The organism is Flavobacterium saccharophilum, assembly GCF_900142735.1.
Classification (GTDB): domain Bacteria; phylum Bacteroidota; class Bacteroidia; order Flavobacteriales; family Flavobacteriaceae; genus Flavobacterium; species Flavobacterium saccharophilum.
In genome coordinates this window covers 729,175-752,804 of record NZ_FRBY01000003.1, presented here as the reverse complement: position 1 = coordinate 752,804, position 23,630 = coordinate 729,175, and the positions used below count along the sequence as shown (strand labels likewise).

24 protein-coding genes and 1 tRNA gene are annotated in these 23,630 nt (G+C 33.5%); 12 read left to right on the top strand and 13 right to left on the bottom strand.

The window, feature by feature from the left end:
- Positions 1-26: 26 nt before the first annotated feature.
- From BUA98_RS13295 to dnaA, 9 genes are all read right to left on the bottom strand, one after another.
- Positions 27-1,391, bottom strand: coding sequence for a methylmalonyl-CoA mutase subunit beta (locus BUA98_RS13295; protein WP_072973235.1), 1,365 nt, complete (start codon positions 1,389-1,391; stop codon positions 27-29).
- A 15-nt stretch (positions 1,392-1,406) separates the two neighbouring features.
- On the bottom strand, positions 1,407-1,751 hold the full coding sequence (locus BUA98_RS13290; RefSeq protein ID WP_072973233.1) for an FtsB family cell division protein: 345 nt from the start codon (positions 1,749-1,751) through the stop codon (positions 1,407-1,409).
- Positions 1,752-1,903: 152 nt separating this feature from the next.
- Positions 1,904-2,512 (bottom strand): uridine kinase, encoded by a 609-nt coding sequence (gene udk / locus BUA98_RS13285; RefSeq protein WP_072973231.1) that lies wholly within the window; start codon positions 2,510-2,512, stop codon positions 1,904-1,906.
- Positions 2,513-2,766: 254 nt separating this feature from the next.
- Positions 2,767-3,648, bottom strand: coding sequence for an SDR family oxidoreductase (locus BUA98_RS13280; RefSeq protein ID WP_072973230.1), 882 nt, complete (start codon positions 3,646-3,648; stop codon positions 2,767-2,769).
- A 74-nt stretch (positions 3,649-3,722) separates the two neighbouring features.
- Positions 3,723-4,850, bottom strand: coding sequence for a methionine aminotransferase (locus BUA98_RS13275; RefSeq protein WP_072973228.1), 1,128 nt, complete (start codon positions 4,848-4,850; stop codon positions 3,723-3,725).
- A gap of 131 nt (positions 4,851-4,981) precedes the next feature.
- Positions 4,982-5,509: a hypothetical protein gene (locus tag BUA98_RS13270; RefSeq protein WP_072973226.1), complete on the bottom strand. Its 528-nt coding sequence runs from the start codon at positions 5,507-5,509 to the stop codon at positions 4,982-4,984.
- 333 nt (positions 5,510-5,842) lie between these two features.
- Complete coding sequence (locus BUA98_RS13265; protein WP_072973224.1) at positions 5,843-6,556, bottom strand: SAM-dependent methyltransferase; 714 nt, start codon at positions 6,554-6,556, stop codon at positions 5,843-5,845.
- Between the two features lie 72 nt (positions 6,557-6,628).
- On the bottom strand, positions 6,629-7,096 hold the full coding sequence (locus BUA98_RS13260; RefSeq protein WP_072973222.1) for a low molecular weight protein-tyrosine-phosphatase: 468 nt from the start codon (positions 7,094-7,096) through the stop codon (positions 6,629-6,631).
- A 9-nt stretch (positions 7,097-7,105) separates the two neighbouring features.
- On the bottom strand, positions 7,106-8,533 hold the full coding sequence (gene dnaA / locus BUA98_RS13255; protein WP_072973220.1) for a chromosomal replication initiator protein DnaA: 1,428 nt from the start codon (positions 8,531-8,533) through the stop codon (positions 7,106-7,108).
- 186 nt (positions 8,534-8,719) lie between these two features.
- On the opposite strand from dnaA, the gene BUA98_RS13250 reads away from it, so the two are divergent.
- Positions 8,720-9,124 (top strand): acyl-CoA thioesterase, encoded by a 405-nt coding sequence (locus tag BUA98_RS13250; protein WP_056196383.1) that lies wholly within the window; start codon positions 8,720-8,722, stop codon positions 9,122-9,124.
- A 31-nt stretch (positions 9,125-9,155) separates the two neighbouring features.
- On the opposite strand, the gene BUA98_RS13245 is transcribed toward BUA98_RS13250, so the two are convergent.
- The 3 genes from BUA98_RS13245 to ribD all read right to left on the bottom strand — a co-directional run bounded on the left by BUA98_RS13245 (position 9,156) and on the right by ribD (position 11,596).
- On the bottom strand, positions 9,156-9,788 hold the full coding sequence (locus BUA98_RS13245; protein WP_072973316.1) for an IMPACT family protein: 633 nt from the start codon (positions 9,786-9,788) through the stop codon (positions 9,156-9,158).
- Positions 9,789-9,951: 163 nt separating this feature from the next.
- Positions 9,952-10,554 (bottom strand): HAD family hydrolase, encoded by a 603-nt coding sequence (locus tag BUA98_RS13240; RefSeq protein WP_072973219.1) that lies wholly within the window; start codon positions 10,552-10,554, stop codon positions 9,952-9,954.
- Entirely contained in the window at positions 10,547-11,596 is a 1,050-nt protein-coding gene (gene ribD / locus BUA98_RS13235; protein WP_072973217.1) for a bifunctional diaminohydroxyphosphoribosylaminopyrimidine deaminase/5-amino-6-(5-phosphoribosylamino)uracil reductase RibD, read from the bottom strand. Before ribD ends, BUA98_RS13240 begins: the two co-directional genes overlap by 8 nt.
- Positions 11,597-11,705: 109 nt before the next feature.
- Between ribD and BUA98_RS13230 the strand changes: the two genes are divergently transcribed.
- Together BUA98_RS13230 and prmC are read left to right on the top strand one after the other, a co-directional pair.
- Entirely contained in the window at positions 11,706-12,197 is a 492-nt protein-coding gene (locus tag BUA98_RS13230) for a GNAT family N-acetyltransferase (protein WP_072973215.1), read from the top strand.
- Between the two features lie 79 nt (positions 12,198-12,276).
- Positions 12,277-13,131: a peptide chain release factor N(5)-glutamine methyltransferase gene (prmC, locus tag BUA98_RS13225; RefSeq protein WP_072973213.1), complete on the top strand. Its 855-nt coding sequence runs from the start codon at positions 12,277-12,279 to the stop codon at positions 13,129-13,131.
- A gap of 225 nt (positions 13,132-13,356) precedes the next feature.
- Here the strand turns inward: prmC and BUA98_RS13220 are convergent, their stop codons facing one another.
- Complete coding sequence (locus BUA98_RS13220) at positions 13,357-14,601, bottom strand: ABC transporter permease (protein WP_072973211.1); 1,245 nt, start codon at positions 14,599-14,601, stop codon at positions 13,357-13,359.
- 241 nt (positions 14,602-14,842) lie between these two features.
- On the opposite strand from BUA98_RS13220, the gene hisS reads away from it, so the two are divergent.
- The 9 genes from hisS to BUA98_RS13175 all read left to right on the top strand — a co-directional run bounded on the left by hisS (position 14,843) and on the right by BUA98_RS13175 (position 23,546).
- Entirely contained in the window at positions 14,843-16,270 is a 1,428-nt protein-coding gene (gene hisS, locus BUA98_RS13215) for a histidine--tRNA ligase (protein ID WP_072973209.1), read from the top strand.
- Between the two features lie 120 nt (positions 16,271-16,390).
- Positions 16,391-16,461 (top strand) — tRNA-Trp (locus BUA98_RS13210).
- A 479-nt stretch (positions 16,462-16,940) separates the two neighbouring features.
- Complete coding sequence (locus BUA98_RS13205; protein ID WP_072973207.1) at positions 16,941-17,519, top strand: nucleotide exchange factor GrpE; 579 nt, start codon at positions 16,941-16,943, stop codon at positions 17,517-17,519.
- Between the two features lie 77 nt (positions 17,520-17,596).
- On the top strand, positions 17,597-18,706 hold the full coding sequence (gene dnaJ / locus BUA98_RS13200; RefSeq protein ID WP_072973206.1) for a molecular chaperone DnaJ: 1,110 nt from the start codon (positions 17,597-17,599) through the stop codon (positions 18,704-18,706).
- 163 nt (positions 18,707-18,869) lie between these two features.
- On the top strand, positions 18,870-19,799 hold the full coding sequence (locus BUA98_RS13195) for an ABC transporter ATP-binding protein (RefSeq protein WP_072973315.1): 930 nt from the start codon (positions 18,870-18,872) through the stop codon (positions 19,797-19,799).
- A 77-nt stretch (positions 19,800-19,876) separates the two neighbouring features.
- A complete protein-coding gene (locus BUA98_RS13190) occupies positions 19,877-21,193 on the top strand; it encodes an ABC transporter permease (RefSeq protein ID WP_072973204.1) in 1,317 nt (438 codons plus the stop codon).
- A gap of 75 nt (positions 21,194-21,268) precedes the next feature.
- Complete coding sequence (locus tag BUA98_RS13185; RefSeq protein ID WP_072973203.1) at positions 21,269-22,432, top strand: sigma-54-dependent transcriptional regulator; 1,164 nt, start codon at positions 21,269-21,271, stop codon at positions 22,430-22,432.
- A gap of 143 nt (positions 22,433-22,575) precedes the next feature.
- Positions 22,576-23,241 (top strand): DEAD/DEAH box helicase, encoded by a 666-nt coding sequence (locus tag BUA98_RS13180; RefSeq protein WP_056196354.1) that lies wholly within the window; start codon positions 22,576-22,578, stop codon positions 23,239-23,241.
- An 86-nt stretch (positions 23,242-23,327) separates the two neighbouring features.
- Positions 23,328-23,546, top strand: a complete 219-nt coding sequence (locus BUA98_RS13175) for a putative signal transducing protein (protein ID WP_026727963.1) — start codon at positions 23,328-23,330, stop codon at positions 23,544-23,546.
- Positions 23,547-23,630 lie beyond the last annotated feature (84 nt).

Sequence of the window (23,630 nt, the reverse complement as noted above, 5' to 3'; positions counted from 1 at the left end):
GGGTTATTAATTACTTTGAAAAAGATTTATTCAAGTTCTAATCGCTCTTGTTCCAGTTTCTCAGCTAATCTTTTTTCTATTATGGGTGTAATTAATGTTTTTCTTGGTTTTATTTTTACAAAAGGAAACAATTCTAAATCGTGTTTCATTTTGTCTTCTTTGTTTGGATATTTATTCGTTCCTAGTAAAACTTCTTTTTTTGAATCGAATAACTCTTGTTCTTTTGCTGCACTTTCCTGAATTTTCTTTTTGATTGTTCCGTCGTTCAAAAGTTTCAGAAAACCTCCGTTTGCTTCAATATCTTTAAATAAAGTCAAACTTTTTTCTGCTAATTGTGTCGTTAAACTTTCGATGTAATAGCTTCCATCGGCAGGGTTGTCAACTTTGTCAAAATAGCTTTCGTGTTTTAAAACTAATAATTGATTTCTGGCAATTCGATCTCCAAATTCGTTGTCTTTATGATATAAGGCATCATAAGGCAGATTCGCAACGGAATCAGCACCACCTAATATAGCCGACATGCATTCGGTTGTCGTACGAAGCATATTAACATTGTAATCGTAAATGGTTTTATTGCGTTTGGTCGGTGTAACCAATAAATGACATTCAATGTCAGGATTATATTCTTCTGCAATTAATTTAAAAAGCATTCGCAAGGCACGAAGTTTTGCAATTTCAAAGAAATAATTTGTTCCAACAGAAACCTGAAATACAAATGGCTTGGTAATATTGGGTAAACGATTTAAATATTCGTTTGCATGTGCCAAACTATAAGCAATTTGCTGTGTGATATTAGCGCCGGCATTTTGGTATAAACCCAGATCAATACTTAGTAATGAAAGGTTTGCCGTTGCTTTTGCAATATTATCAATCGTTTCAAAATTATTTTTGTCTGAGGTTGGAAACCAATTTCCTTCTCTTGCAAAATGTCCAATTGGATCAATATTACAGTAAAAAATAGCTTTTTTTTGTAAAGAAATAGCTTCTAATTTTTTTACGAAATCGATTGAAATAAAATTCAAATTAAAGTAAACGATTCTGTTTTCTAAAGGAAGTGATTCCAGTAAATTTTGGATGTCTATTTTTTCATTTTCAATTGTAAAACGTAAACTTTCAGCACCTCTTTCAATTGTATTAATAGCTCTTTGAATCGATTTCTCGATGTCGTAAACAAAAATATTTTGACAGATTTTAAAATTTGAAGCCTCAGTTTGTACGGCAGCCGCTTTTGAAAATTCATCTCTGTGATAAAAAGGCTTTACCTGAATGTCTTCGGGAGAATTCCAAATTACAGTTTGGTTGTATTCGGCTCCATCCAATTCAAACTGAATTTTTTGTTTCCATTGTTTGGATGAAATAGGATTAAAATCGTCGAATAGGGTAGTGGCCATTGGGTGTTTTTCTAATTATTCTTTGTCTTTATCTTGATCTTGAATGGTGTCTCCTTCAAATTGGATGATGTAAATATCTTCGCTGTCTTTTTTCATAAAGTACTTTTCGCGAGCATATTTTTCTATTTGTTCAGGATTTTTAAGTTGTTTGATCTGTTCCTGATCTTTCTTTATTTCTTCCTGATAGTATTTTTTATTGTCTTGTAATTCATTGATTTGCCCATCTAAAAAACGATGGTCAAAATAGGAATAATTGTCTAAAAATAACATCCAGATAACAAAAAACAGCAATACCCAAACATATTTATTGCCCAGGAATTTAAACCATGATTTGTCTTTATATGGATTCTTTATTTTCATTTTTAATTAATCGATTGTATCTTAGAGATTTGAGTCGTCTTTCTAGCCCCGATAGAAGTGAAAATCCTTTTGTGCCGGGGTTCGGCACAAAAGATTGTAACGTATAGCGGGAAACAGCTCCTAATTATTATGGACTAAATTTACAATAAAAATTATAAAATTCGCTGATTAATTACGGCACGAACTACATCAATTGCTACAGTATTGTATTTATCATTTGGAATAATGATATCTGCAAAAGCTTTTGATGGCTCGATAAATTGTTCATGCATAGGTTTTAAAGTGTTTTGATAGCGGTTTAAAACCTCGTCGATATCACGTCCGCGCTCTGAAATATCTCTTTTTAAACGGCGCACTAATCTTTCGTCAGAATCGGCATGAACGAAAATTTTGATATCAAAAAGTTCGCGTAACTCCGGATTGGTTAAGATTAGAATACCTTCAACAATCATTACTTTTCGAGGATGTGTCGATACGGTATCGTCAGTTCTGTTGTGCTGTATAAAAGAATACACAGGCTGATCAATTGTTTCGCCTGCTTTTAAAGCTTTAAGGTGCTTTACCAATAGTTCAAAATCAATCGATCTTGGATGATCAAAATTAATTAATGCTCTTTCGTCAAATGATAAATTGGTTGTTTCTTTATAGTACGAATCCTGAGAAATTACACCAACTTCAGTGTCGGGTAATTCAGTCATGATCTGATGTACTACTGTTGTTTTTCCACTTCCTGTTCCTCCTGCAAGTCCAATAATGAGCATAAATTTGATATTATATATTTGTCTGGCAAAAATAATAATTTAAGTGAATTGTGTAAGCATATTATTTATTTAAACCATATAAGTAATATAAGTAAATTTAAGCAAACAGATATTTAAACAAAGTATTATTTAACTGAACTTATAACACTTATATGGTGAAAATGATAAAAAAAATCCCGACAGCAATGCTATCGGGATTTAGTGCAATCAGTATAGTTTTAATAAAATATTCTGAATTTAGTAAGCACGTAAAATTATTTATTCTTTTTTGCTTTAATCATCATTTCAAGCTGATCCCAAAGTTCTTCCGGAATTGCTTCTAATAAATTGAATTGTCCGGCACCTTTCAACCATTCGCCACCGTCAATTGTAATAACATCTCCGTTTACGTAAGCTGAAAAATCAGAAACTAAATAAGCTGCTAAATTGGCCAATTCCTGGTGATCTCCTACACGTTTTAAAGGTACTTTTTTTGCCATATCAAACTTTTCTGCAAGATCTCCAGGCAATAATCTGTCCCAAGCCCCTTTTGTTGGGAATGGTCCCGGCGCAATGGCATTAGAACGGATTCCGTATTTTGCCCACTCTACAGCTAAACTTCTTGTCATGGCTAAAACTCCCGCCTTTGCAGTGGCACTTGGTACTACATAAGCAGAACCTGTCCAGGCATAAGTTGTTACAATATTTAAAATAGTAGCTGATGTTTGTTTGCTGTCAATCCAGTGTTTTCCAAAAGCAAGTGTACAGTTTTTTGAACCTTTTAATACAATATCGATAACAGTATCAAATGCATTTGCAGATAAACGTTCTGTTGGTGAAATAAAATTTCCGGCAGCATTGTTCAAAAGAACATCTACTTTTCCAAATTCTTTCAAAACCGCCTGAAGCATATTTTCTACTTCCTCATAATGACGAACGTCACATTGAAGCGGTAAACATTTTCCACCAGTTTCAGCTTCAAGTTCTGTTGCAGTATTCTTTAGCTTTTCTAAATCTCTTGAAGTAATTGCCACCTGAGCTCCTAATTCTAAGAAATATTTAGTCATCGCTTTTCCTAAACCACTTCCACCGCCTGTAACTACAATAACTTTGCCCTTTAAAGCATCGTCACGTAACATTTTATCTGTATAGCTCATACTTTTCTTTTTTTACAATATTAATTAAAATAATAGGATGCATGCATAACAATGTTATAAAATTTTGATAAAATTTATATATCGCACAATTTTTTTGCTGCTGACTCTAATGTGAAGCTGTCTTTGGCAAAGCAAAAACGTATTAATTTTTGATCTTTATGATCGGAATAAAAAGTAGAAATGGGAATTGCAGCCACCCCATGATCTGTGATTAGTTTTTTACAAAATGTTACATCGTCGTCATCAGAAATAGTAGCATAAGAAGCTACCTGAAAGTAAGTTCCTTCACAGGGTTTTAATTCAAATCGGCTGTTTTGAAGGAGTTTTTGAAAGTAATCGCGTTTTTCCTGATAAAATTTTCCAAGTAAATTCACATCAACAACATCTAAATATTCGCTGATAGCAAATTGAGATATACTATTAACACTGAAAACCAAAAACTGATGTACTTTTTTGATTTCTTTCATTAGATATTCTGGCGCCACGGTGTAACCAATTTTCCAGCCTGTAATGTGAAATGATTTTCCGAAGGAAGAAACCATGATGCAACGATTTAAAAGAAAATCTTTGGTATGGGCTGAAATATGTTTTTCTTCAAAAGTGATGTATTCATAAACTTCATCAGATAAAACCAATAAATCAGGATATTTTGAAAGTAATTTTTCTAATTCTAAAAAATCATTTTCCGTCAAAATTTTTCCTGTCGGATTATGCGGATTATTGATAATAATCATTTTGGTTTTTAATGAGCAGGCTTTCTCGATAGTTTCCCAATTGGGTGTGTAATCATCGTTTAAAGCAACGCGAACAGGTTTTGCATTACAAAGTAAAACGGGAGATTCATAAGAATCATAACTCGGGTCCAGAATAACTACTTCATCACCAGTTTTAATTAAAGCTAAAATTGTAGTGAAAATTCCTTGTGTTGCTCCGGCTGTAACCAGAAGTTCTCTATCAGGATTGATAGTTCTGTTATAAGAATTCTGAATTAATTTAGCAATCTGATTCATCAAAGGCGGATAACCTGCCATTGGTGTATATTGATGCACATTTTCCTTTGTTAACCTCGCTAAAATGTCTGTTAGTCTTTCATCAACAGGAAAATTTGGAAACCCCTGCGAAAGATTAATCGCATTATATTCTGCTGCCATTTTAGACATTACCGTAAAAATACTAGTAGTTATATTTGGAAGTTTACTCATAATTATATTTACAAAAATTGTATTTATAAAAGTAATTGTTTTTTAAAGTAAAATGATTTTTTATTTTTAAAGCATAAAAAAGACATTAAAAGAAAGCTGTATTTTAATGTCTTTTGTTTTTGGATTTTTTCTTATTTTACAATTTCCCCATTTGGTTTTACAACAATTTTACGAACAGTATTGTCTTTTGCGATTTTCAGGTTATATTCCTTTTTTTTGATATCACCTTCCTTTTGGGTATAAAGAAATTTGTCTTTTACTATGGTCCAACCAGGATATTCTTTGTAGATGGCGTAAATTACTTTAGCAGGAAGCTTTACATTCTCATAATTTTCAACTACACTGGTTAACTTTCCATTGTGATTATAGGTTGCAGATAAAGAGCCTTTTGGACATTCTAAGACTACTAAAAAAGAGTCAAAGCCTTCGTAGTCTTTTCCTAAATTATAAGAAATAAACTCTTGTTGAAGTGCAATGACATGTGCATCTGGATTTCTGTCTGGTAAGTAAACAGAAAAGTCTTTTCCTGCGCTTTTAATTACAACTGCAGGTAGTTCGTCCATTTTAATTTCGCCCTCTTTTAATCCAGAGTTTTCACCTTGTGAAAAAGAGTTTGCCGTTAAACTAAAAAAAGATAAAAATAAAAGAAATGTTTTCATGATATTTTATTTTTTAAATTATTAATAGTTTAGGTTAATCTTAATGATTTAAAATATATGAAGGCTTCTTTTTTTTCTTCCCCTTTTTGATGATGTTTTTCTTGTTAAATCATTAAAGTTCAAGGCTTTGAACAATTTTTTTTAATCAGATAAAAGTAACTCTTATACTAATATAGAAGCGTTAAAGTTATCTTTATTGATTGTTAATTAAACAGGATTTTGGAGGTTTTTTTTAAGAGGAAAATGTACTGCTTTATTTGTTTTTTAGTACGAAAAAAAGCGATAAATTACTATGTTGAAAGTAGGAATTGTAAGAAATAAACAATTTTTGTATTACATTTTATGGATGATAAATATAGTAGGTCGATTATGAAGGTCGACTTTTAATTTTTTCCAATCTGAAACTCGCATTGTTTTGATAAATTCTGTTGGCAAAGTAATATCAGTAGCAATACATAAATGTGTTGATGGATTTACAATCTGTAAAATATCTTCAACCAATTTATTGTTTCTATAAGGTGTTTCAATAAAAATTTGTGATTGATTTTTATCCTGAGATAATTTTTCAAAATGTTTCAATGCCGATTTTTTCTCGTCCTTATCAATTGGTAAATAGCCATTGAAAGTAAAACTCTGACCGTTCATTCCGGATGCCATCATCGCTAATAGAATAGAAGAAGGACCAACTAAAGGTACAACCTGAATTCCTTTTTCATGCGCTAATTTTACAATTACAGCACCTGGATCTGCAACTCCCGGGCAACCGGCTTCACTCATTAATCCAACATTTTTCCCTTCTAACAACGGTTTGATGAAGTCTAAATGTTCGCTTGGTTCTGTGCGTTTATTAAGTGTGAAAAGTATTAATTCTGATTGTTTCTTTTCAGGAGAAACTGCTTTTATTGATTTTCGGGCCGTTTTTTCGTTTTCAACAATATAATGATCTATAAAATCAATACTTCTTTTTACGGTTTGTGGTAAAACATCCATCGGATCGCTTTCGCCCATTGTGGTTGGAATTAAATATAGTTTTCCTAGAAGTTTCATGTGATTTATTTTATAGATTATAAAATGAAAATTTTCAATTATTTAATAATTAAACAATTGAAAACAGATAAATTAAGAATGTCTTTTGATGAGCTTTTCAGAGATGATGTCAGCCACTTCGTCTAACATTTGGTAAACGTTGTCAAAACCATTAACAGCTCCAAAATAAGGATCTGGCACATCTACATTTTCGTCCGGAAATAATTCGTTTAAAATAAGATAAACTTTTTCTTTATGTTCAGAAGTTTTGGCAAGATGAATGACGTCGCGGTAATTCGAATTATCCATAACATAGATATAATCGAATTCATCAAAATCTGAAGTTTTAAATTGCCTTCCTTTTTGATTGTCAATACATAAGCCGTTTTTTTGGGCAACTGCAATTGAGCGTTTGTCAGGTGCATGCCCTACATGCCAGGATCCTGTTCCAGCGGAATCAACTATGAAATTGTCTTTTGGTAATTTAGAGGCCAGAATTCCTTCTGCTAAAGGTGATCTGCAAATATTTCCCAAACAAACCATTAAAATTTTTACCGGCATGATTCGCGTTTATAGCGTTAGTTTTTTGTTGATGTCTTCGACAAATTTTTTGAATTGTTTGTCTGTAGAAACTAAATTGTCAACTGTTTTACAAGCATGTAATACGGTAGCGTGATCGCGATCTCCAATTTGTGAGCCAATGTTTGCCAAAGAAGCTTTAGTGAATTTCTTTGCAAAAAACATAGCCAATTGTCTCGCCTGAACAACGTGCCTTTTTCTGGTCTTCGATTGAAGTGTTTCAATATCCAACTGAAAATAATCAGACACAATTTTTTGAATATAATCGATAGAGATTTCTCTCTTCACATTTTTAACAAATTTCTCTACAACACTTTTCGCCAACTCGATTGTAACTTCTTTTTTATTGAAAGAAGATTGAGCAATTAATGAAATAATTGCACCTTCAAGTTCACGAACGTTAGTTTTGATATTGCGGGCAACATATTCAATAATGTCTTCCGGCATTTCAACACCATCGCGATACAAAATGTTTTTTAAGATTGAAATACGAGTTTCGTAATCCGGCTGGTGTAACTCAGCAGATAATCCCCATTTAAAACGGGATAATAAACGTTGTTCAATATCCTGCATATCAACAGGAGCTTTGTCCGAAGTTAAAATTACCTGTTTTCCGTTTTGGTGCAGATAATTGAAAATGTGGAAAAATACGTCCTGAGTTCCTGATTTTCCAGATAAAAACTGAACATCATCAATTATCAAAACGTCAATTAATTGGTAAAAGTGAATGAAATCGTTACGATTATTCTTTTTAACCGAATCAATATATTGTTGTGTGAAAATCTCGGCAGAAATATATAAAACCGTTTTTTCAGGATATTTATCTTTTACTTCAACACCAATAGCATGGGCTAAGTGTGTTTTTCCTAAACCAACTCCACCAAAAATCAATAACGGATTAAATGACGTTCCTCCAGGTTTATTGGCAACAGCCATACCTGCAGAGCGCGCCAAACGGTTTGAATCTCCTTCTAAGAAATTGTCAAAACTGTAGTTGGCATTTAATTGCGACTCAATTTTTAAATTTCTAATTCCGGGAATTACAAAAGGATTTTTAAGTTCAGGATTTAAGTTTTTAAACGGAGCATCAACCTCTTGCGGTTTCATTGGCACTCTGTTGGCACTTGGCAACTGTTCGGTAAACGGTTGTTTATTGCCATAAGTGTTCTCCATTTTAATTTTATAGAGTAACTTTGCGTTTTTTCCTAGTTCTTTGGTAAGCGCAACTTTCAATAATTTTACGTAGTGCTCTTCGAGCCATTCGTAGAAAAATTTACTTGGTACCTGAATATATAATGCGTTGTCGGTTAGCTCAACTGATTTGATTGGTTCGAACCAAGTTTTATATGCTTGATCTTGAATATTGTCCTTTATAAAAGACAAACAGTTTTCCCATACCGATTGAGCAGTTTTAGTCATAGATTCAGATAAATTTTTTATTATTGATAAAGATTCTCCTAATAAAAAAGGAGCAAAATTTTTCCGTTTTTCAGGATAACAAATATGTGAACAAATTTCTGTAAAAAAAAATATTTTGGGGTCTAATTTTATAAAAAAATGTTGTAAGTGAACTTTGGGAAGTTAATTTTTTTTAATCAATAAATAATGAAAAATCATCAAACGCAAGTGCGTGTTCGTTACTCTGAAACAGACCAAATGGGGGTTGTTTATCACGGAAATTATGTGCCATATTTTGAGATCGGACGCGTGGAATGGCTTAGAGACAAAGGGATTTCGTATAAAAGTATGGAAGAAAGCGGAATCGGATTACCAATTGTTTCTATGCAAATAAATTATAAAAAATCGGCGCGTTATGATGAGCTTCTTACGATTCATACTACTTTCAAAAGTCAATCTTCTGTTAAGATTGAATTCGACTGTGCGATCTTTAACGAAGCGAATGAGTTATTAACAACTGCTGTGTTTATTTTAGTATTTATTTCGTTAAAATCAGGTCGTCCAACTGCCCCTCCGGATTATATTTTAGAATTGTTTAAAACACTTGTATAATTGTTAAAACGAGGTAGGTTTTTATATCAATTTATATAATTTTTATATCGATTTCAAACATTAAATCAAAAATGTCGAATACGGATTCGGCATTTTTTTTTCGTGTTTTTGTGATTATTTTGCCAATTGGAAGTCCGGAATCTTCGTTAATTTCCATTTCCTGAGAATTAATTTCCAGTTTTTTTTCTTTGATAACACGCATAACTTTATTCATATTTTTATAATCAAAAGAGATTAAAAAATGAACGTCGATGGTTTTCTCGACAATTTCACAAACTTCAAGTGTCATTTGTGCAGTTGTTTTGTAAGCAGCAATCAATCCGCCAACACCCAATTTAACTCCACCAAAAATTCGAACTACAACAACCAAAACATTTGTTAATCCAAAAGACTGTATTTGGCCATAAATAGGAGCGCCGGCTGTATTACTTGGTTCGCCGTCATCATTGGCACGATAAGATATTTTTGGTGCCGTGCCCAATTGATAAGCATAACAGTAGTGAACCGCGTGAGGATGTTGTTTTCTTAAGTTTTCAATAATAGGTTTTACTTCTTCTTCAGTTGAAATGGGAAATGCATAGCCAAAGAATTTACTTCCTTTTTCTTTAAAAAGTATTTCTTCTGATTCAAAAGCAATGGTTTGATAGGTATCGTTATATTCCAAAAGTAAAATTTCTAAATTATATTGTTTTTTTGCCACAGCGTTAATTTAACCGTAAGGAGCGCAAAGTATATTTTTTTGGTGTATTCTTAGTTGACTTTATTAAGTTCGCAAAGCTTTGTAGCGAACTTTGCGTAAACCCTTTGCGAGCTTTGCGGTTAAGAGGCTAAAGTATTTTTTTATCAAATAAATCCACAACATCTTCCTGACCCACTTGTAAATTCCATATATTAAAACCTAAAGCTGCAGCTGAGTCAGTGTTTTCTTTTTTATCGTCAATAAATAAAGTTCGTTTTGGTGACAACTCGTGTTTGTTAATTAAGTATTGAAAAACGTCAGCATTTGGTTTTCGTTTTCCAATTTCAAAAGAAAAATAAACTTTTTCAAAACATTGGTAGAAATCGCTATAAAACGAAATGCCACTTTTGGTTTCGAAAGTTTCTATATGAATCGAATCAGTGTTGCTCAATAAAAACAATCTGTATTTTTTAGAAAGCATTTGTAGAAATTCTAATCGATATAATGGAAAGTCTGCTAGAATTGCATTCCACGCTTCCAGAATATCTTCGATTGAAGCATTTGGAAGTTGTTTTTGAAAACCTGCTAAAAAATCATCATGCGAAATATCTCCAGTTTCAAACAAAAGATTCAAACGATCAAATTCTGAATTCCATTCGGTCATACCTAGTTTCTGCAATCCCGAAATAGTAGCTTGTTTATCTAAATTGATAAAAATATCTCCAAAGTCAAAAATTATAGTATCAATCATGATTTCTAACGTGTATTAATTCGTCGTTTTGAATGCAGGTTTTGGCTATGGTTTTCTTTTGTATAATTGGAGCTTTTGTTCCTTTAGCAAAAGTGTTTTTTCCGATAAAAATACGAGCTTCATCCCAAATATCGTGGTCGATAAAAGCTTGTAAAGTCTTCAGTCCGCCTTCTATAATAATAGACTGAATTTGGTTTTGATACAAAACAGCTAAAATCTGTGGAATTATATTTTGATTAAAATCGATTACTTCAAAGGTAGTGTTTTCTGCTGAAAAGCTACTTTCAGATTTCGTAAATATGATGGTTTTTACACTGTCATCAAAAATAAAACTCTCTTTTGAAATGCGGTTATTTTGATCTAAAACAACTCTTACAGGATTATTCCCGTACCAATCCCTAACGTTTAATTTCGGATTATCATCAATTACAGTTTGAGTTCCAACTAAAATGGCTTGTTCTTCACTTCGCCACTTATGAACCAATTGTCTGGAATAGGTATTGGTAATCCAAACTGGTTTTCGTTCCTGATCAATTTGTTTTTCTGGTGCCAGAAAGCCGTCCTGACTTTCGGCCCATTTCAATACAATATAAGGCCTGTTCTTGTTATGAAAAGTGAAAAAGCGTTTGTTTAGTTCGTAGCATTCGGTTTCTAAAATCCCAACGGTAACATTAACGCCGGCTTCAATTAATTTTTTGATCCCTTTTCCTGCTACTTTTTCGTTTGGATCTACAGTTCCAACAACGACATTCGGAATTTCATTTGCAATAATTAAATCACAACACGGCGGTGTTTTTCCAAAATGACTGCAAGGCTCTAAACTCACATAAATAGTAGCTTTTTTAAGCAACGATTTGTCTTTTACAGAGCGAACCGCATTAACTTCTGCATGTGGTTCTCCGGCTTTTTTATGCCAGCCTTCACCTATAATTTGGTCATTGTAAACAATTACACTTCCTACCATTGGGTTTGGGTAAGTTGTTCCAAAACCATTTTTAGCAAGTTCTATACAGCGCTTTATGTATTTCTCATGTGTATTCACGGTACAAAAGTAATTATTTTTGAGTTTAGTCCTATAGTTATTGATGTATGATAAGAAACTATCAAAAAACTATTTTTACTTTTGTAGATATTACACGAATAAACTTAATATGGAAAATTGGCTAATTAGAGAAATTAAAAAAGAAGACAATCAGGCAGTTGCAAAATTAATAAGATCAGTTTTTGATGAAATGGAAATCCCAAAAGTGGGTACAGCCTATGAGGATCCCTATTTAGATTTGATGTTTGAGGAATATAATAAGCCACAATCTGTTTATTTTGTGGTTGAAAATGAAGGTAAAATAGTAGGATGTTGCGGAATTGCTCCTTTAGAAAATGGAGATCCTTTAATTTGTGAGCTGCAAAAAATGTACTTTTTACCTGAAACAAGAGGTTTGGGAATTGGTAGTAAAATGATGGAGACATGCTTGGAGCAGGCTAAAGTTTTTGGTTTTGAGCAATGTTATATTGAGACAATGCCGTTTATGCATGCGGCTCAAAAATTATATAAAAAATCAGGTTTTAAATATTTAGATGCGCCAATGGGGTCTACCGGTCATTGTTCGTGCCCAGTTTGGATGTTGAAAGATTTGAAAAATTAAAGTGTAACAAATTAGGTTTATCAATACTTATTTGAAGGAAAATTGGTTTGCGCCAAAAGATAATACTCAAAGACCCGAAATGAAAATTAAACAATACCGCACTCAATTTATAAAAGAATTATCGCCTTTTTACGATGCGTATGAAGCGGAAAGTTTTTTCTATTTAATTTTAGAAGACAGGCATCAATTAAGGCAAATTGACCTGGCGTTAAATCATGAATTGAATTTTTCAGAAAGCGATTTTGTTGTTTGGAATTCATTGTTGGGGCAATTAAAAAAAGAAGTTCCGATTCAGTATTTACTGGGAAAAACAAGCTTTTATGGTTTGGATTTTGAAGTGAATGAAAATGTTTTGATTCCGAGGCCAGAGACAGAAGAATTGGTTGAATGGATTATCAATGAAAATTCAATAGCTGATAAAACTAAAAAACTTAGAATTTTAGATATCGGAACAGGAAGTGGTTGTATTGCTATTTCTTTGGCGAAAAATCTCCCGAATGCTGAAGTCTTTGGAATTGATGTTTCGAAAAAAGCGATTGAAACGGCAAAGAGAAATGCTATCAATAATAACGTAGATGTGACTTTTGTCTTTTTAGATATTTTAGAAGCTGATGTACTTACTTGTAATTTTGATATTATTGTTTCGAATCCGCCTTATGTTCGGAATTTAGAAAAAGAAGAAATAAAAAAGAATGTCCTGGATTACGAACCACATTTGGCTCTTTTTGTGGATGATAATGATGCCTTGATTTTTTACAGAAAAATAGCTGCTTTGGCGAAAAGTAATCTTTTAGAAAATGGTCAGTTGTTTTTTGAAATCAATCAGTATTTAGGAAAAGAAATGAAGGATTTGTTGGAAACAATGGATTTTAAAAATATTGAATTAAAAAAAGATATTTACGATAATGACCGAATGATGAAAGGGAGTATTTAGTTTTCGGTCTCAGTATTCTTCAGATTTCCGGTCACTTTTATCTGTAATTTTACTTTATTGCTTAATTTTTAAAGGTTAACAAAAGTTCTTAAAAGTTAAAAACTTCTAATCTAGCCCCGATAGTAGTGGAAATCCTTTTTTGCTGGGGTTCAGCAAAAAAGATTGCAACGGATAGTGGGACAAGACGTCTTATAAGGCTATTCATTCTGCTTCAAATAAATAAAACTACTCGTAACGTAAAGCCTCAATAGGATCGAGTTGAGAAGCTTTTATTGCGGGATATAATCCTGATACAATGGCTACGGCAAAACTGGTAGCAAAAGCAGCAAAAATTGCCATCCACGGAATTACAAATGCGAAATTCATTACGGCTGCAAAAGCAGAACCTACCAGAATTCCTAATACAATACCAACTAATCCTCCAATTTGCCCAATTAATAAAGTTTCAATAAAAAACTGAACTGAAATGGTAATTTTTGTGGCTCCTAAAGCTTTACGAACACCAATTTCGCGGGTACGTTCTGTTACCGAAACAATCATAATATTCATTAATGCGATTGATGATCCTAAAATGGTAATAATGCTTATGATCCAGGCTGCCCATCCTAAATATTGAGTAATTCCCAAAATTCGGTTGATTAAATCGTCGCTTCGGCCAATGCCAAAATTATTATCACGAACCGGACTTAATTTACGGACTCTTCGCATGGTACTTGTGGCGTTGTCAACAGCTTCGTCAAGAAGTTCTTTTTTAGAAACCATTACACTCATTGTATAATTGATGTTTGGTGCCGTAAATAAGGAACGTGCCACCTGAATTGGAATCAAGACACGTAAATCCTGGCTGTTTCCAAACGTTGATCCTTTTTCTTTTAAAACGCCTATGACTTTAAAACGGGCACCACGAATCGAAATTATTTTATCAATTGGATTAACATCTTTTAATAAACCTTTTTCAAAATCAGAACCTACAACACAGGAATACGTATTGTTGTCAATATCAAATTGATTGAAAGAACGGCCTAGTTTTACTTCTAATCCTGAGTTGCTTATAAAATGTTCGTCGACACCTAGGATTTTGATTTCCGGATCTGTTTTTTGATCTAAATATTTTACTTCGGCTGTTGATGTTGCGGTAAAGGAAAGAGAAGTTTCAGTAAAAGGATATTTGTATTTGTTTTTGAAAGCAACCGCTTCTGGGTAAGAAATAATGGGGTTTACAATTTCGCGTTCATTTCCGCCACGATTTTTAACGTTGTTTTCGTATTGATTGATGTTGAAGGTGTTGGCTCCCATAGAAGCAAAATTGGTCGAAACGGTATTTTCAAGAGCCGTTACAACTGTCAGGATTCCAACAAGTGCTGTAATACCAATCGCGATGATTAATACGGTAAGAATAGTTCGCAGCAATTGTGTTTTGATGGAACCAAAAGCAATTCGGATATTTTCTTTAAATAATTTTAGCATCATGACCAATTTGTCACGAAAATACGTTTTTTGTTACAAGTTTGTTTTCGAACTGCCAATATTTATTTTAAAAAATAAGATATTTGCAGACTTATTTAAGTCGAAAGTTGGAAAGTCATAAAGTCGAAAGTCCAAAGAGCGAACAATCTAAAAGAAAATCTAGAAATAAATTAATTTTAAAGTTTTTAGATTTTAGGTCTCAAAGAAATCTAAAATCTAAAATCAGAAATCTAAAATAAAAAAGATGGCTTCAAAACCAAGCATCCCACAAGGAACAAGAGATTTTTCACCTGCCGAGGTGTCAAAACGTCAATATATTATTCAGACGATAAAAAATAATTTTGAGAAATTTGGTTTTCAACCGATTGAAACGCCTTCGTTTGAAAATTCAGATACCTTAATGGGAAAATATGGTGAAGAAGGTGATCGTTTGATTTTTAAAATATTAAATTCAGGTAATTTCTTCTTCAATAAAAATAAAATTGAATTACCAGAATCTATTGAATCGTTGCAAGTTAATTCGGCTGAAACAATTGATTTGAGTCAAAGAATTGAGCTGAATAAATTCACAGGAAAAATTTCAGAGAAAGCGTTGCGTTACGATTTAACAGTTCCGTTTGCGAGATACGTTGTCCAGCACCAAAACGAAATTGAATTTCCGTTTAAGAGATATCAAATCCAACCAGTTTGGAGAGCTGACAGACCACAAAGAGGGCGTTACAGAGAATTTTATCAATGTGATGCTGACGTTGTAGGTTCAAAATCGTTGTGGCAGGAAGTAGAATTGGTTCAGTTGTATGATACTGTTTTTACATCATTAGGATTAGAAGGTGTTACCATCAAAATCAATAATAGAAAAATATTATCTGGAATTGCTGAAGTAATTGGCGCTTCTGACAAATTGATTGATTTTACGGTTGCTCTTGATAAACTGGATAAAATTGGTGAAGACGGCGTTAAAAAAGAAATGATCGAAAAAGGGATTTCTGAAGAAGCTTTGGTTAAAGTACAGCCGCTTTTTAGTTTTACAGGAACTTTTTCAGATAAAATAAACCAGCTTTCAGATTTATTAGCTTCATCAGAAGAAGGAATGAAAGGAGTGCAGGAATTAAAATTTATTTGTGACAATGTGGCTACTTTAGGATTGTCGACTGCGACATTAGATCTTGATGTGACATTAGCGCGCGGATTGAATTATTATACAGGTGCTATTTTTGAAGTTGCGGCTCCAAAAACAGTTTCGATGGGTTCTATAGGAGGTGGCGGAAGATACGACGATTTGACGGGTATTTTTGGTTTGAAGAACATGAGTGGTGTTGGTATATCTTTTGGTTTAGATAGAATTTACCTAGTTCTGGAAGAATTGCAATTATTCCCGGAAACAGTTGCGGCAACATCAAAAGCGTTGTTTATTAATTATGGAGATGCTGAGGCGTTGTATGCTTCGCAGGCGATTCAGAAATTGAGAAAAGAAAATATAAAAGTGGAATTGTATCCGGACAATGTAAAAGTTGGAAAACAGTTTCAATATGCAGATAAAAGATTAATTCCGTTTGCAGTAATTGTAGGCGAGCAGGAGATTGCTTCAAATTCGTATTCAGTTAAAAATTTAGTGACAGGCGAGCAGGTTTCAGTTGATTTCGAAGGATTGAAAAATACTTTGTTAGGTTAACTGTTTGAAACGTAGGTTTTTGCTGTAGATTGCCCAGATTTAAAGGGATTTCTTTTAAAATCTCTTGTTGAAATAGTTGCTGGAGAAGAAAAAAAACTTTTAATTTGCCCACCTTAAGTTACGGGCGTAGTTCAAGGGTAGAATAGCGGTCTCCAAAACCGTTGATGGGGGTTCGAATCCCTCCGCCCGTGCAATTTTTTTACCGCAAAGGACGCAAAGAATTTGTTTAAGAGTACTTTTAAAAAATACAAAGTTCGCAAAGCTATATCAATAGAAAGCTTTGCGAACTTTGTGTTTTTAAAAAGCTTAAAAGTAAAAAACGTTGCGTCCTTTGCGGTAAAATTTTTTCGCTTTTCAGGTTTTAGGTAGGGATAAGCATAAAAAAAGCTTCGTCTCTTAAGACGAAGCTTTTTTTTAATATAAGGTAAACTTGAATTAATAATTATTTATGAGGCCGAAGCCAACCCTTAAATTCAATTTTGATAGGTAATAATTTAGTTTTTCATTTTGGATACCAAATATACTATAAACTATAACGTAATAGTCTTAAAATTATACTAAATTTTATGGTGCTGTTGTAGTTTTTTAACCCTCTCATTTTTAATAAAGTGACAATTTGACATTTTAAGAGATTTGGCAGTACTTTTGCAATCCAACAGAAAGAATAAAAATGAAGTTTAAAGATATTTTTAAAAATAAAAGTAATATGACTACGGAAAATACAGAGTTCGATCAGGAATTAGATGATGTAACGTTAGAAAACAATGCCAACGGTGAGCAATTAATTGTTGAAGAATTAAGTGTTGAAGAGCAATTGGCTCAAGACTTGGCAAAAGAAAAAGATAAATTTTTGAGATTATTTGCCGAATTTGAAAATTACAAAAAAAGAACTTCAAAAGAGCGTATGGATCTGTTTAAAACAGCAAACCAAGAAGTTTTGTTAGCAATGCTTCCTGTTTTGGACGATTTTGACAGAGCGACAGTAGAGATCAACAAGTCTGACGATGAAAATTTGAAAAAAGGAGTTGAATTGATTCACGAAAAACTTAAAAGCACTTTATTAGCTAAAGGTTTAGAGCAAGTTGAAGTTAGATCAGGTGATGCTTTTAATGCTGACTTTGCTGAAGCAATTACTCAAATTCCTGCGCCTTCTGACAAATTGAAAGGTAAAATTGTTGACGTTATTGAAAAAGGATACAAATTAGGAGACAAAATTATTCGTTTCCCTAAAGTGGTTATTGGAAACTAAAAATGCAAATAAAATTCTAAAATCCAGCTTTTTAAGTACTGGAATTTGGGGTTTGTTATTTGGAATTTAACCTAATTATGAAAAAAGATTTTTACGAAATACTAGGCATTTCAAAAAATGCTGACGCTGCCGAAATAAAAAAAGCTTACCGAAAAAGTGCGTTGAAATATCACCCGGATAAAAATCCAGGCGACAAAGAGGCAGAAGAAAATTTTAAACTTGCGGCAGAAGCTTATGAAGTTTTAAGCGATCCTAGCAAAAAAGCAAAATACGATCAATACGGACATCAGGCATTTGATGGTTCTGGCGGATTTGGCGGTGGTCATGGTGGTATGAATATGGATGACATTTTCAGTCAGTTTGGTGATATTTTTGGTGGAGGATTTGGCGGTTTCGGTGGAGGCGGAGGTGGTCCTCGTCGCGCTAAAGGAAGTAATCTTCGAATTAAAGTTAAATTGACTTTAGAAGAAATTGCAAATGGAGTTGAGAAAAAAGTAAAAGTAAAACGTAAAGTTCAGGCTAAAGGTGTAACGTACAAAACGTGTTCGACTTGTAACGGTCAGGGACAGGTAATGCGTGTAACCAACACAATTTTAGGAAGAATGCAATCTGCATCAACATGTCCTACTTGTGGTGGTTCTGGACAAATTTTAGATAAAAGGCCTTCTGAAGCAGATGCACAAGGAATGATTCTGGAAGATGAAACGGTTTCTATCAAAATTCCTGCAGGAGTTGTTGACGGAATGCAATTGAAAGTTTCTAACAAAGGAAATGATGCTCCAGGAAACAGTGTTCCTGGTGATTTGATTGTTGCAATTGAGGAACTAGAACACGAATTTTTGAAACGTGAAGGTGAAAATATTCACTTTGATTTATACATTAGTTTTCCAGAGGCTGTTTTAGGTGTTTCTAAAGATATCGAAGCAATCAACGGAAAAGTTCGTATTAAACTGGAAGAAGGAATTCAATCTGGTAAAATATTAAGATTAAAAGGAAAAGGTATTCCAAGTATTAATGGTTACGGAAGCGGAGATTTACTGGTTCACGTAAATGTTTGGACACCAAAAACGTTGAACAAAGAGCAAAAACAATTCTTTGAAAATGCTCTTAACGACGAACACTTTGTTCCAAGTCCTGAAAAATCTGAAAAATCATTTTTTGAAAAAGTAAAAGATATGTTTTCATAAGCTAAACTTTTTTAGAAATGTTTAAATAAATATAAAACCCATTCTAACATAAATTTAGGATGGGTTTTTTGCGTATTAGTACTCAGATTCGCTGTGAATTATTTACTTTTACAGGCGCAAAGCCACAATGGTCAAATTGACCGCAGAAAATCTAAAAAATCGCATGAGCAACTTACTCGAAGTACATAAAGTCGTAAAACAATACGGTGATTATGTAGCGCTTAACGAAGTTTCATTAAATGTGCCAAAGGGCAGTATTTACGGATTATTAGGTCCGAATGGAGCTGGAAAAACTTCCCTTATCCGAATCATCAATCAAATTACTTTGCCAGATAGTGGCGAGATTATTTTGGATGGAGAAAAATTGCAGCCCAAACATGTGCAGACTATTGGTTATTTGCCTGAGGAAAGAGGTTTGTATACTTCTATGAAAGTGGGAGAACAATGTTTGTATCTGGCGCAGATGAAAGGACTTTCTAAAGCCGAGGCAAAAGTACAATTGGAATATTGGTTTGACCGCTTGGGAATTCAGGGTTGGTGGAACAAAAAGATTCAAGAGCTTTCAAAAGGAATGGCGCAGAAAATTCAGTTCGTGGTTTGTGTTTTGCATAAGCCTAAATTGCTGATTTTTGACGAGCCCTTTTCTGGTTTTGACCCGGTTAATGCCAATATTATTAAAGATGAAATTTTGGCATTGAAAGAACAGGGTGCAACGATTATTTTTTCGACACACCGAATGGAAAGTGTGGAAGAGCTTTGTGATCATATTGCTTTAATTCATAAATCGAATAAATTAATTGAAGGAAAACTGAGCGATGTAAAACGTCAGTTTAAAACCAATAGTTTCGAAGTTGGAATCCTCACAAGCAATGTTGAAGGTTTGATGTATGATATTACACAGAAGTTTACGGTTTCGCCAGCAAATTTTAAATCACTAAATGATGATTTGAAATTAAACATCCAAATTGGAGATGCTGCGCCAAATGAGTTATTGAATATTTTAACGCAACGTGGACAAGTGACACATTTTGTAGAAAAAATTCCAAGTGTAAACGATATTTTCATTCAAACGGTTACAGAGAGCAAAAACTAAAATCCCAAAAAATAAATTCCAAATTCCAATTTGAACGTTTTAAAATTGGAATTTAGAATTTGAAAATTAAAATATTTATGAGCATCATTTCGCTGATTATAAAAAGAGAATTTATTGCAAAAGTCCGCAATAAGTCTTTTGTTGTCATGACTTTTTTGAGTCCGCTTTTGTTTGTGGCAATTGCTGTTTTTATAGGGTATTTGAGTTCAATGAAAGCAGATACTAAACGAATTGCTATTCACGACGAAACGGGGTTATTTGCAGATGATTTTGTAAAACAGAATAAAAAAGATGCAGAATACAAATACCTTAATTTGTCTGAAATCGATACACAATCTTTGAAAGACAGTATTGCCAAGGAAGATTTTAGTGGTCTGATTGTGATTCCAAAAACAAACAATTTAAAGGATTTAGAAAGTAAAATAGAATTTATTTCGAATAACAGTCCGAGTATTGCTTTTATTGAAAATACACAGGATGTTATTGCAGGAAAGATCACAAAACTAAATCTGGAAAAAGCCAATTTAGATACACTTGCGATTCAGAAAGCTCAGGCTAAAGTTAATATTCATTTGGCAAAAGCATCCGGTGAAGAAAGTTTAAAAGGATTAAACGAAATCAAAATCGGTATTGGTGGTGCTTTCGGATATTTGATAATGATGTTCATTATCATTTATGGAAACATGGTGATGCGAAGTGTTATCGAAGAAAAAACAAACCGAATTATCGAAATCATAATTTCATCAGTAAAACCATTTCAATTAATGATTGGTAAAATTGTTGGAACTTCGCTTGCAGGAATATTGCAATTTATGATTTGGGCCATCATTGGACTTGGATTAATGTTTGCAGCTTCGGCATTTTTCGGAGTAAATGTTGGACCAACAGCCAGAATTTCTCCTGAATTAATGCAATCGGCACAACATGAAATGGGAGGAAAAGCACAAATGTACATTAGTGAATTATGGAATTTACCAATTGCCAGTATCCTGATTGGTTTTGTGGTTTATTTTATCGGAGGTTACTTTTTGTATAGTTCGTTTTATGCAGCAATTGGAGCAGCAGTAGACAATCAAACCGATTCGCAACAATTTCTTTTGCCTATTATTATGCCGCTTATTTTAAGCGTTTACATAGGATTTTTTACAGTAGTAAATGATCCACACGGAACCGTTGCGGTAGTATTTTCAATGATTCCGTTAACGTCACCAATTGTCATGTTAATGCGTATTCCGTTTGGCGTGCCTTGGTGGCAAATTGCGATTTCGGTATCATTATTGTTTGCTACCTTTTTCCTTGTAGTTTGGTTTGCTGCAAAAATTTACCGTGTTGGTATTTTGATGTATGGCAAAAAACCAACATGGAAGGAGCTTTATAGATGGCTAAATTATTAAATTCCAACCCTTACGGGGAAATTCCAAATTCCAATAGTTGGTTTTGGAATTTTTTAAAATTGAAAATTACGAAGAATGAGTAGGATACTAATTATTGAAGACGAAGCAGCGATCAGACGCGTGTTGGTAAAGATTTTATCAGAGGAAAATGATACGTATCAGGTTGATGAGGCGGAAGATGGTGCTGTGGGACTTGATAAAATAAAAAACAACGATTACGATTTGGTTTTGTGTGATATCAAAATGCCAAAGATGGATGGTGTTGAAGTCTTAGAAGAAGTAAAAAAGATAAAACCAGAAATTCCGATGGTCATGATTTCTGGTCATGGTGATATGGAAACTGCTATTCATACGATGCGTTTGGGCGCTTTTGATTATATCTCGAAACCGCCGGATTTAAATCGTTTATTGAATACAGTTCGTAATGCTTTAGATAAAAAACAACTGGTAGTTGAGAATAAAATTTTAAAGAAAAAAGTCAGCAAAAACTACGAAATGGTAGGGGAGAGCGAAGCTATCAGTCATATTAAATTAATGATTGATAAAGTGGCGCAAACCGAAGCCAGAGTTTTGATTACGGGGCCAAATGGAACTGGAAAAGAATTAGTAGCACATCAATTACACGAAAAAAGCGAGCGTGCTAATTATCCTTTAATCGAAGTAAACTGTGCTGCCATTCCGAGTGAATTGATCGAAAGCGAATTGTTTGGTCACGTAAAAGGTGCTTTTACATCGGCGGTGAAAGATCGTGCCGGAAAGTTTGAAGCAGCAGACAAAGGAACTATTTTCTTAGATGAAATTGGAGATATGAGTCTTTCGGCGCAAGCCAAAGTGTTACGTGCTTTACAAGAAAGTATGATTACCAGAGTTGGTGCTGAAAAAGATATTAAAGTTGACGTTCGCGTAGTTGCGGCGACCAACAAAGATTTAAAAACAGAAATTGCCGAAGGTCGTTTTCGTGAAGATTTATACCATCGTTTGGCAGTAATTTTAATTAAAGTTCCGCCATTGAATGAAAGACGAGATGATATCCCGGCTTTGATAAGACACTTTGCAGAGAAAATTGCTTCGGAACAAGGAAATGTAGTGAAAGTATTTTCACAGCCAGCCATAAAACTATTACAGGAATACGATTGGACAGGAAATATCCGTGAACTTCGAAATGTAGTCGAAAGATTGATTATTTTAGGAGGAACAGAAATTTCTGAAACCGATGTAAAAATGTTTGCCAGCAAGTAGGTGCTTCGCGCAATAAGCTGTAGGCTTTAAGCTATTAACGATGTAGAATTTTTGCCTATAGCTTATTGCTTAAAGCTTATAGCATTTTAAATATAAATAATTTTAGCTTACGGCTTATAGCCTAAAGCCTAAAGCATTAAAAAATGAAACTAAAAAAAATAAACGAGAAGTTACAAGATGCCTTAATTGAAAACGGTTTGACAGAAGCAAATATATTGCAGATGGAAACTTTTTCAACCATAAAAAGTGGTGCAGACTGTATGATTGTTTCTCCAAAAGGAACCGGAAAATCGACAACGATCGTATTGAATGTAATTCAGCAATTGGCTGGACATACAGAAGAATCGCCACGCGCTTTAATTATTGTGGAAGACAAGGAAAAAGTATTGGCGATGGAAGCTCTTTTCGAGAAATATGGAAAATATACCAATCTTGAAGTTTACGGCGTTCATGACAAAGGCGATATGGACTACGATAAAAACTATATTTCAACAGGAGTTGATGTTTTAATTGGAACGCCAAACAAACTGAGTGATATGTTTACTACCGCTGGATACAATGTGAATCGCTTAAAAATGTTGATTTTGGATGATGCGGATCCTATTTTGAGATTGCGTAATGAAACTAAAATCATGCGTATTTCAAACAGTATCGCGAAAACACAACGTATCATCTTTGCTGAAATATTGACAGAGCGCATCGAAATTCTGGCAGATAAATTCCTGTTAGAACCTTATTTCTTTGATATGGATGAAGAAGGAGAAGAGGAGTTGGACGAGGAAGAGGATGGAATCGAAGAGGAGGAATAAGTTATCAGTCGCAGTTTACAGTGTGAAGTGAAAACTGGTTCTTTGTAAATCAGCTACAATAAAAAATAACAATAAAATAAAATGTCATGGGATTAATGAAGGTGTTTTCAGGGAGTGAAGTTTTAGCAATTGCTTTACAGGAAAGATTAGAAGAAGCGGGAGTAGAAACCGTAAAAAAAGATAATATTCAATCAGCTCGTTTGGGAGGCTTTGGCGGAACAGATTTGGCCGTTGAAGTTTTTATTCAGGAAACCGATTTTGCAAAAGCGAATCCGGTAATTGAAGATTTCAGAATGAGCATTTAAGAATGTCTTCAGTCCCAGTTTTCAGTCTCAGTACAGAAAACCGATTGTTGTTAATCAAGTAAAAGTTATAAATCGCAATTTTCA

Coding starts and splice junctions, on each gene's coding strand:
- BUA98_RS13190 (WP_072973204.1), top strand. CDS start 19,877: ATGAGCATCATTTCGCTGATTATAAAAAGAGAATTTATTGCAAAAGTC.
- BUA98_RS13175 (WP_026727963.1), top strand. CDS start 23,328: ATGGGATTAATGAAGGTGTTTTCAGGGAGTGAAGTTTTAGCAATTGCT.
- udk (WP_072973231.1), bottom strand. CDS start 2,512: ATGCTCATTATTGGACTTGCAGGAGGAACAGGAAGTGGAAAAACAACA.
- BUA98_RS13195 (WP_072973315.1), top strand. CDS start 18,870: ATGAGCAACTTACTCGAAGTACATAAAGTCGTAAAACAATACGGTGAT.
- BUA98_RS13280 (WP_072973230.1), bottom strand. CDS start 3,648: ATGAGCTATACAGATAAAATGTTACGTGACGATGCTTTAAAGGGCAAA.
- hisS (WP_072973209.1), top strand. CDS start 14,843: ATGGCTTCAAAACCAAGCATCCCACAAGGAACAAGAGATTTTTCACCT.
- BUA98_RS13185 (WP_072973203.1), top strand. CDS start 21,269: ATGAGTAGGATACTAATTATTGAAGACGAAGCAGCGATCAGACGCGTG.
- dnaJ (WP_072973206.1), top strand. CDS start 17,597: ATGAAAAAAGATTTTTACGAAATACTAGGCATTTCAAAAAATGCTGAC.
- BUA98_RS13290 (WP_072973233.1), bottom strand. CDS start 1,751: ATGAAAATAAAGAATCCATATAAAGACAAATCATGGTTTAAATTCCTG.
- BUA98_RS13275 (WP_072973228.1), bottom strand. CDS start 4,850: ATGAGTAAACTTCCAAATATAACTACTAGTATTTTTACGGTAATGTCT.
- BUA98_RS13250 (WP_056196383.1), top strand. CDS start 8,720: ATGAAAAATCATCAAACGCAAGTGCGTGTTCGTTACTCTGAAACAGAC.
- BUA98_RS13220 (WP_072973211.1), bottom strand. CDS start 14,601: ATGATGCTAAAATTATTTAAAGAAAATATCCGAATTGCTTTTGGTTCC.
- BUA98_RS13230 (WP_072973215.1), top strand. CDS start 11,706: ATGGAAAATTGGCTAATTAGAGAAATTAAAAAAGAAGACAATCAGGCA.
- BUA98_RS13205 (WP_072973207.1), top strand. CDS start 16,941: ATGAAGTTTAAAGATATTTTTAAAAATAAAAGTAATATGACTACGGAA.
- BUA98_RS13265 (WP_072973224.1), bottom strand. CDS start 6,556: ATGAAACTTCTAGGAAAACTATATTTAATTCCAACCACAATGGGCGAA.
- BUA98_RS13180 (WP_056196354.1), top strand. CDS start 22,576: ATGAAACTAAAAAAAATAAACGAGAAGTTACAAGATGCCTTAATTGAA.
- prmC (WP_072973213.1), top strand. CDS start 12,277: ATGAAAATTAAACAATACCGCACTCAATTTATAAAAGAATTATCGCCT.
- dnaA (WP_072973220.1), bottom strand. CDS start 8,533: ATGACTAAAACTGCTCAATCGGTATGGGAAAACTGTTTGTCTTTTATA.
- BUA98_RS13240 (WP_072973219.1), bottom strand. CDS start 10,554: ATGATTGATACTATAATTTTTGACTTTGGAGATATTTTTATCAATTTA.
- BUA98_RS13260 (WP_072973222.1), bottom strand. CDS start 7,096: ATGCCGGTAAAAATTTTAATGGTTTGTTTGGGAAATATTTGCAGATCA.
- BUA98_RS13270 (WP_072973226.1), bottom strand. CDS start 5,509: ATGAAAACATTTCTTTTATTTTTATCTTTTTTTAGTTTAACGGCAAAC.
- BUA98_RS13295 (WP_072973235.1), bottom strand. CDS start 1,391: ATGGCCACTACCCTATTCGACGATTTTAATCCTATTTCATCCAAACAA.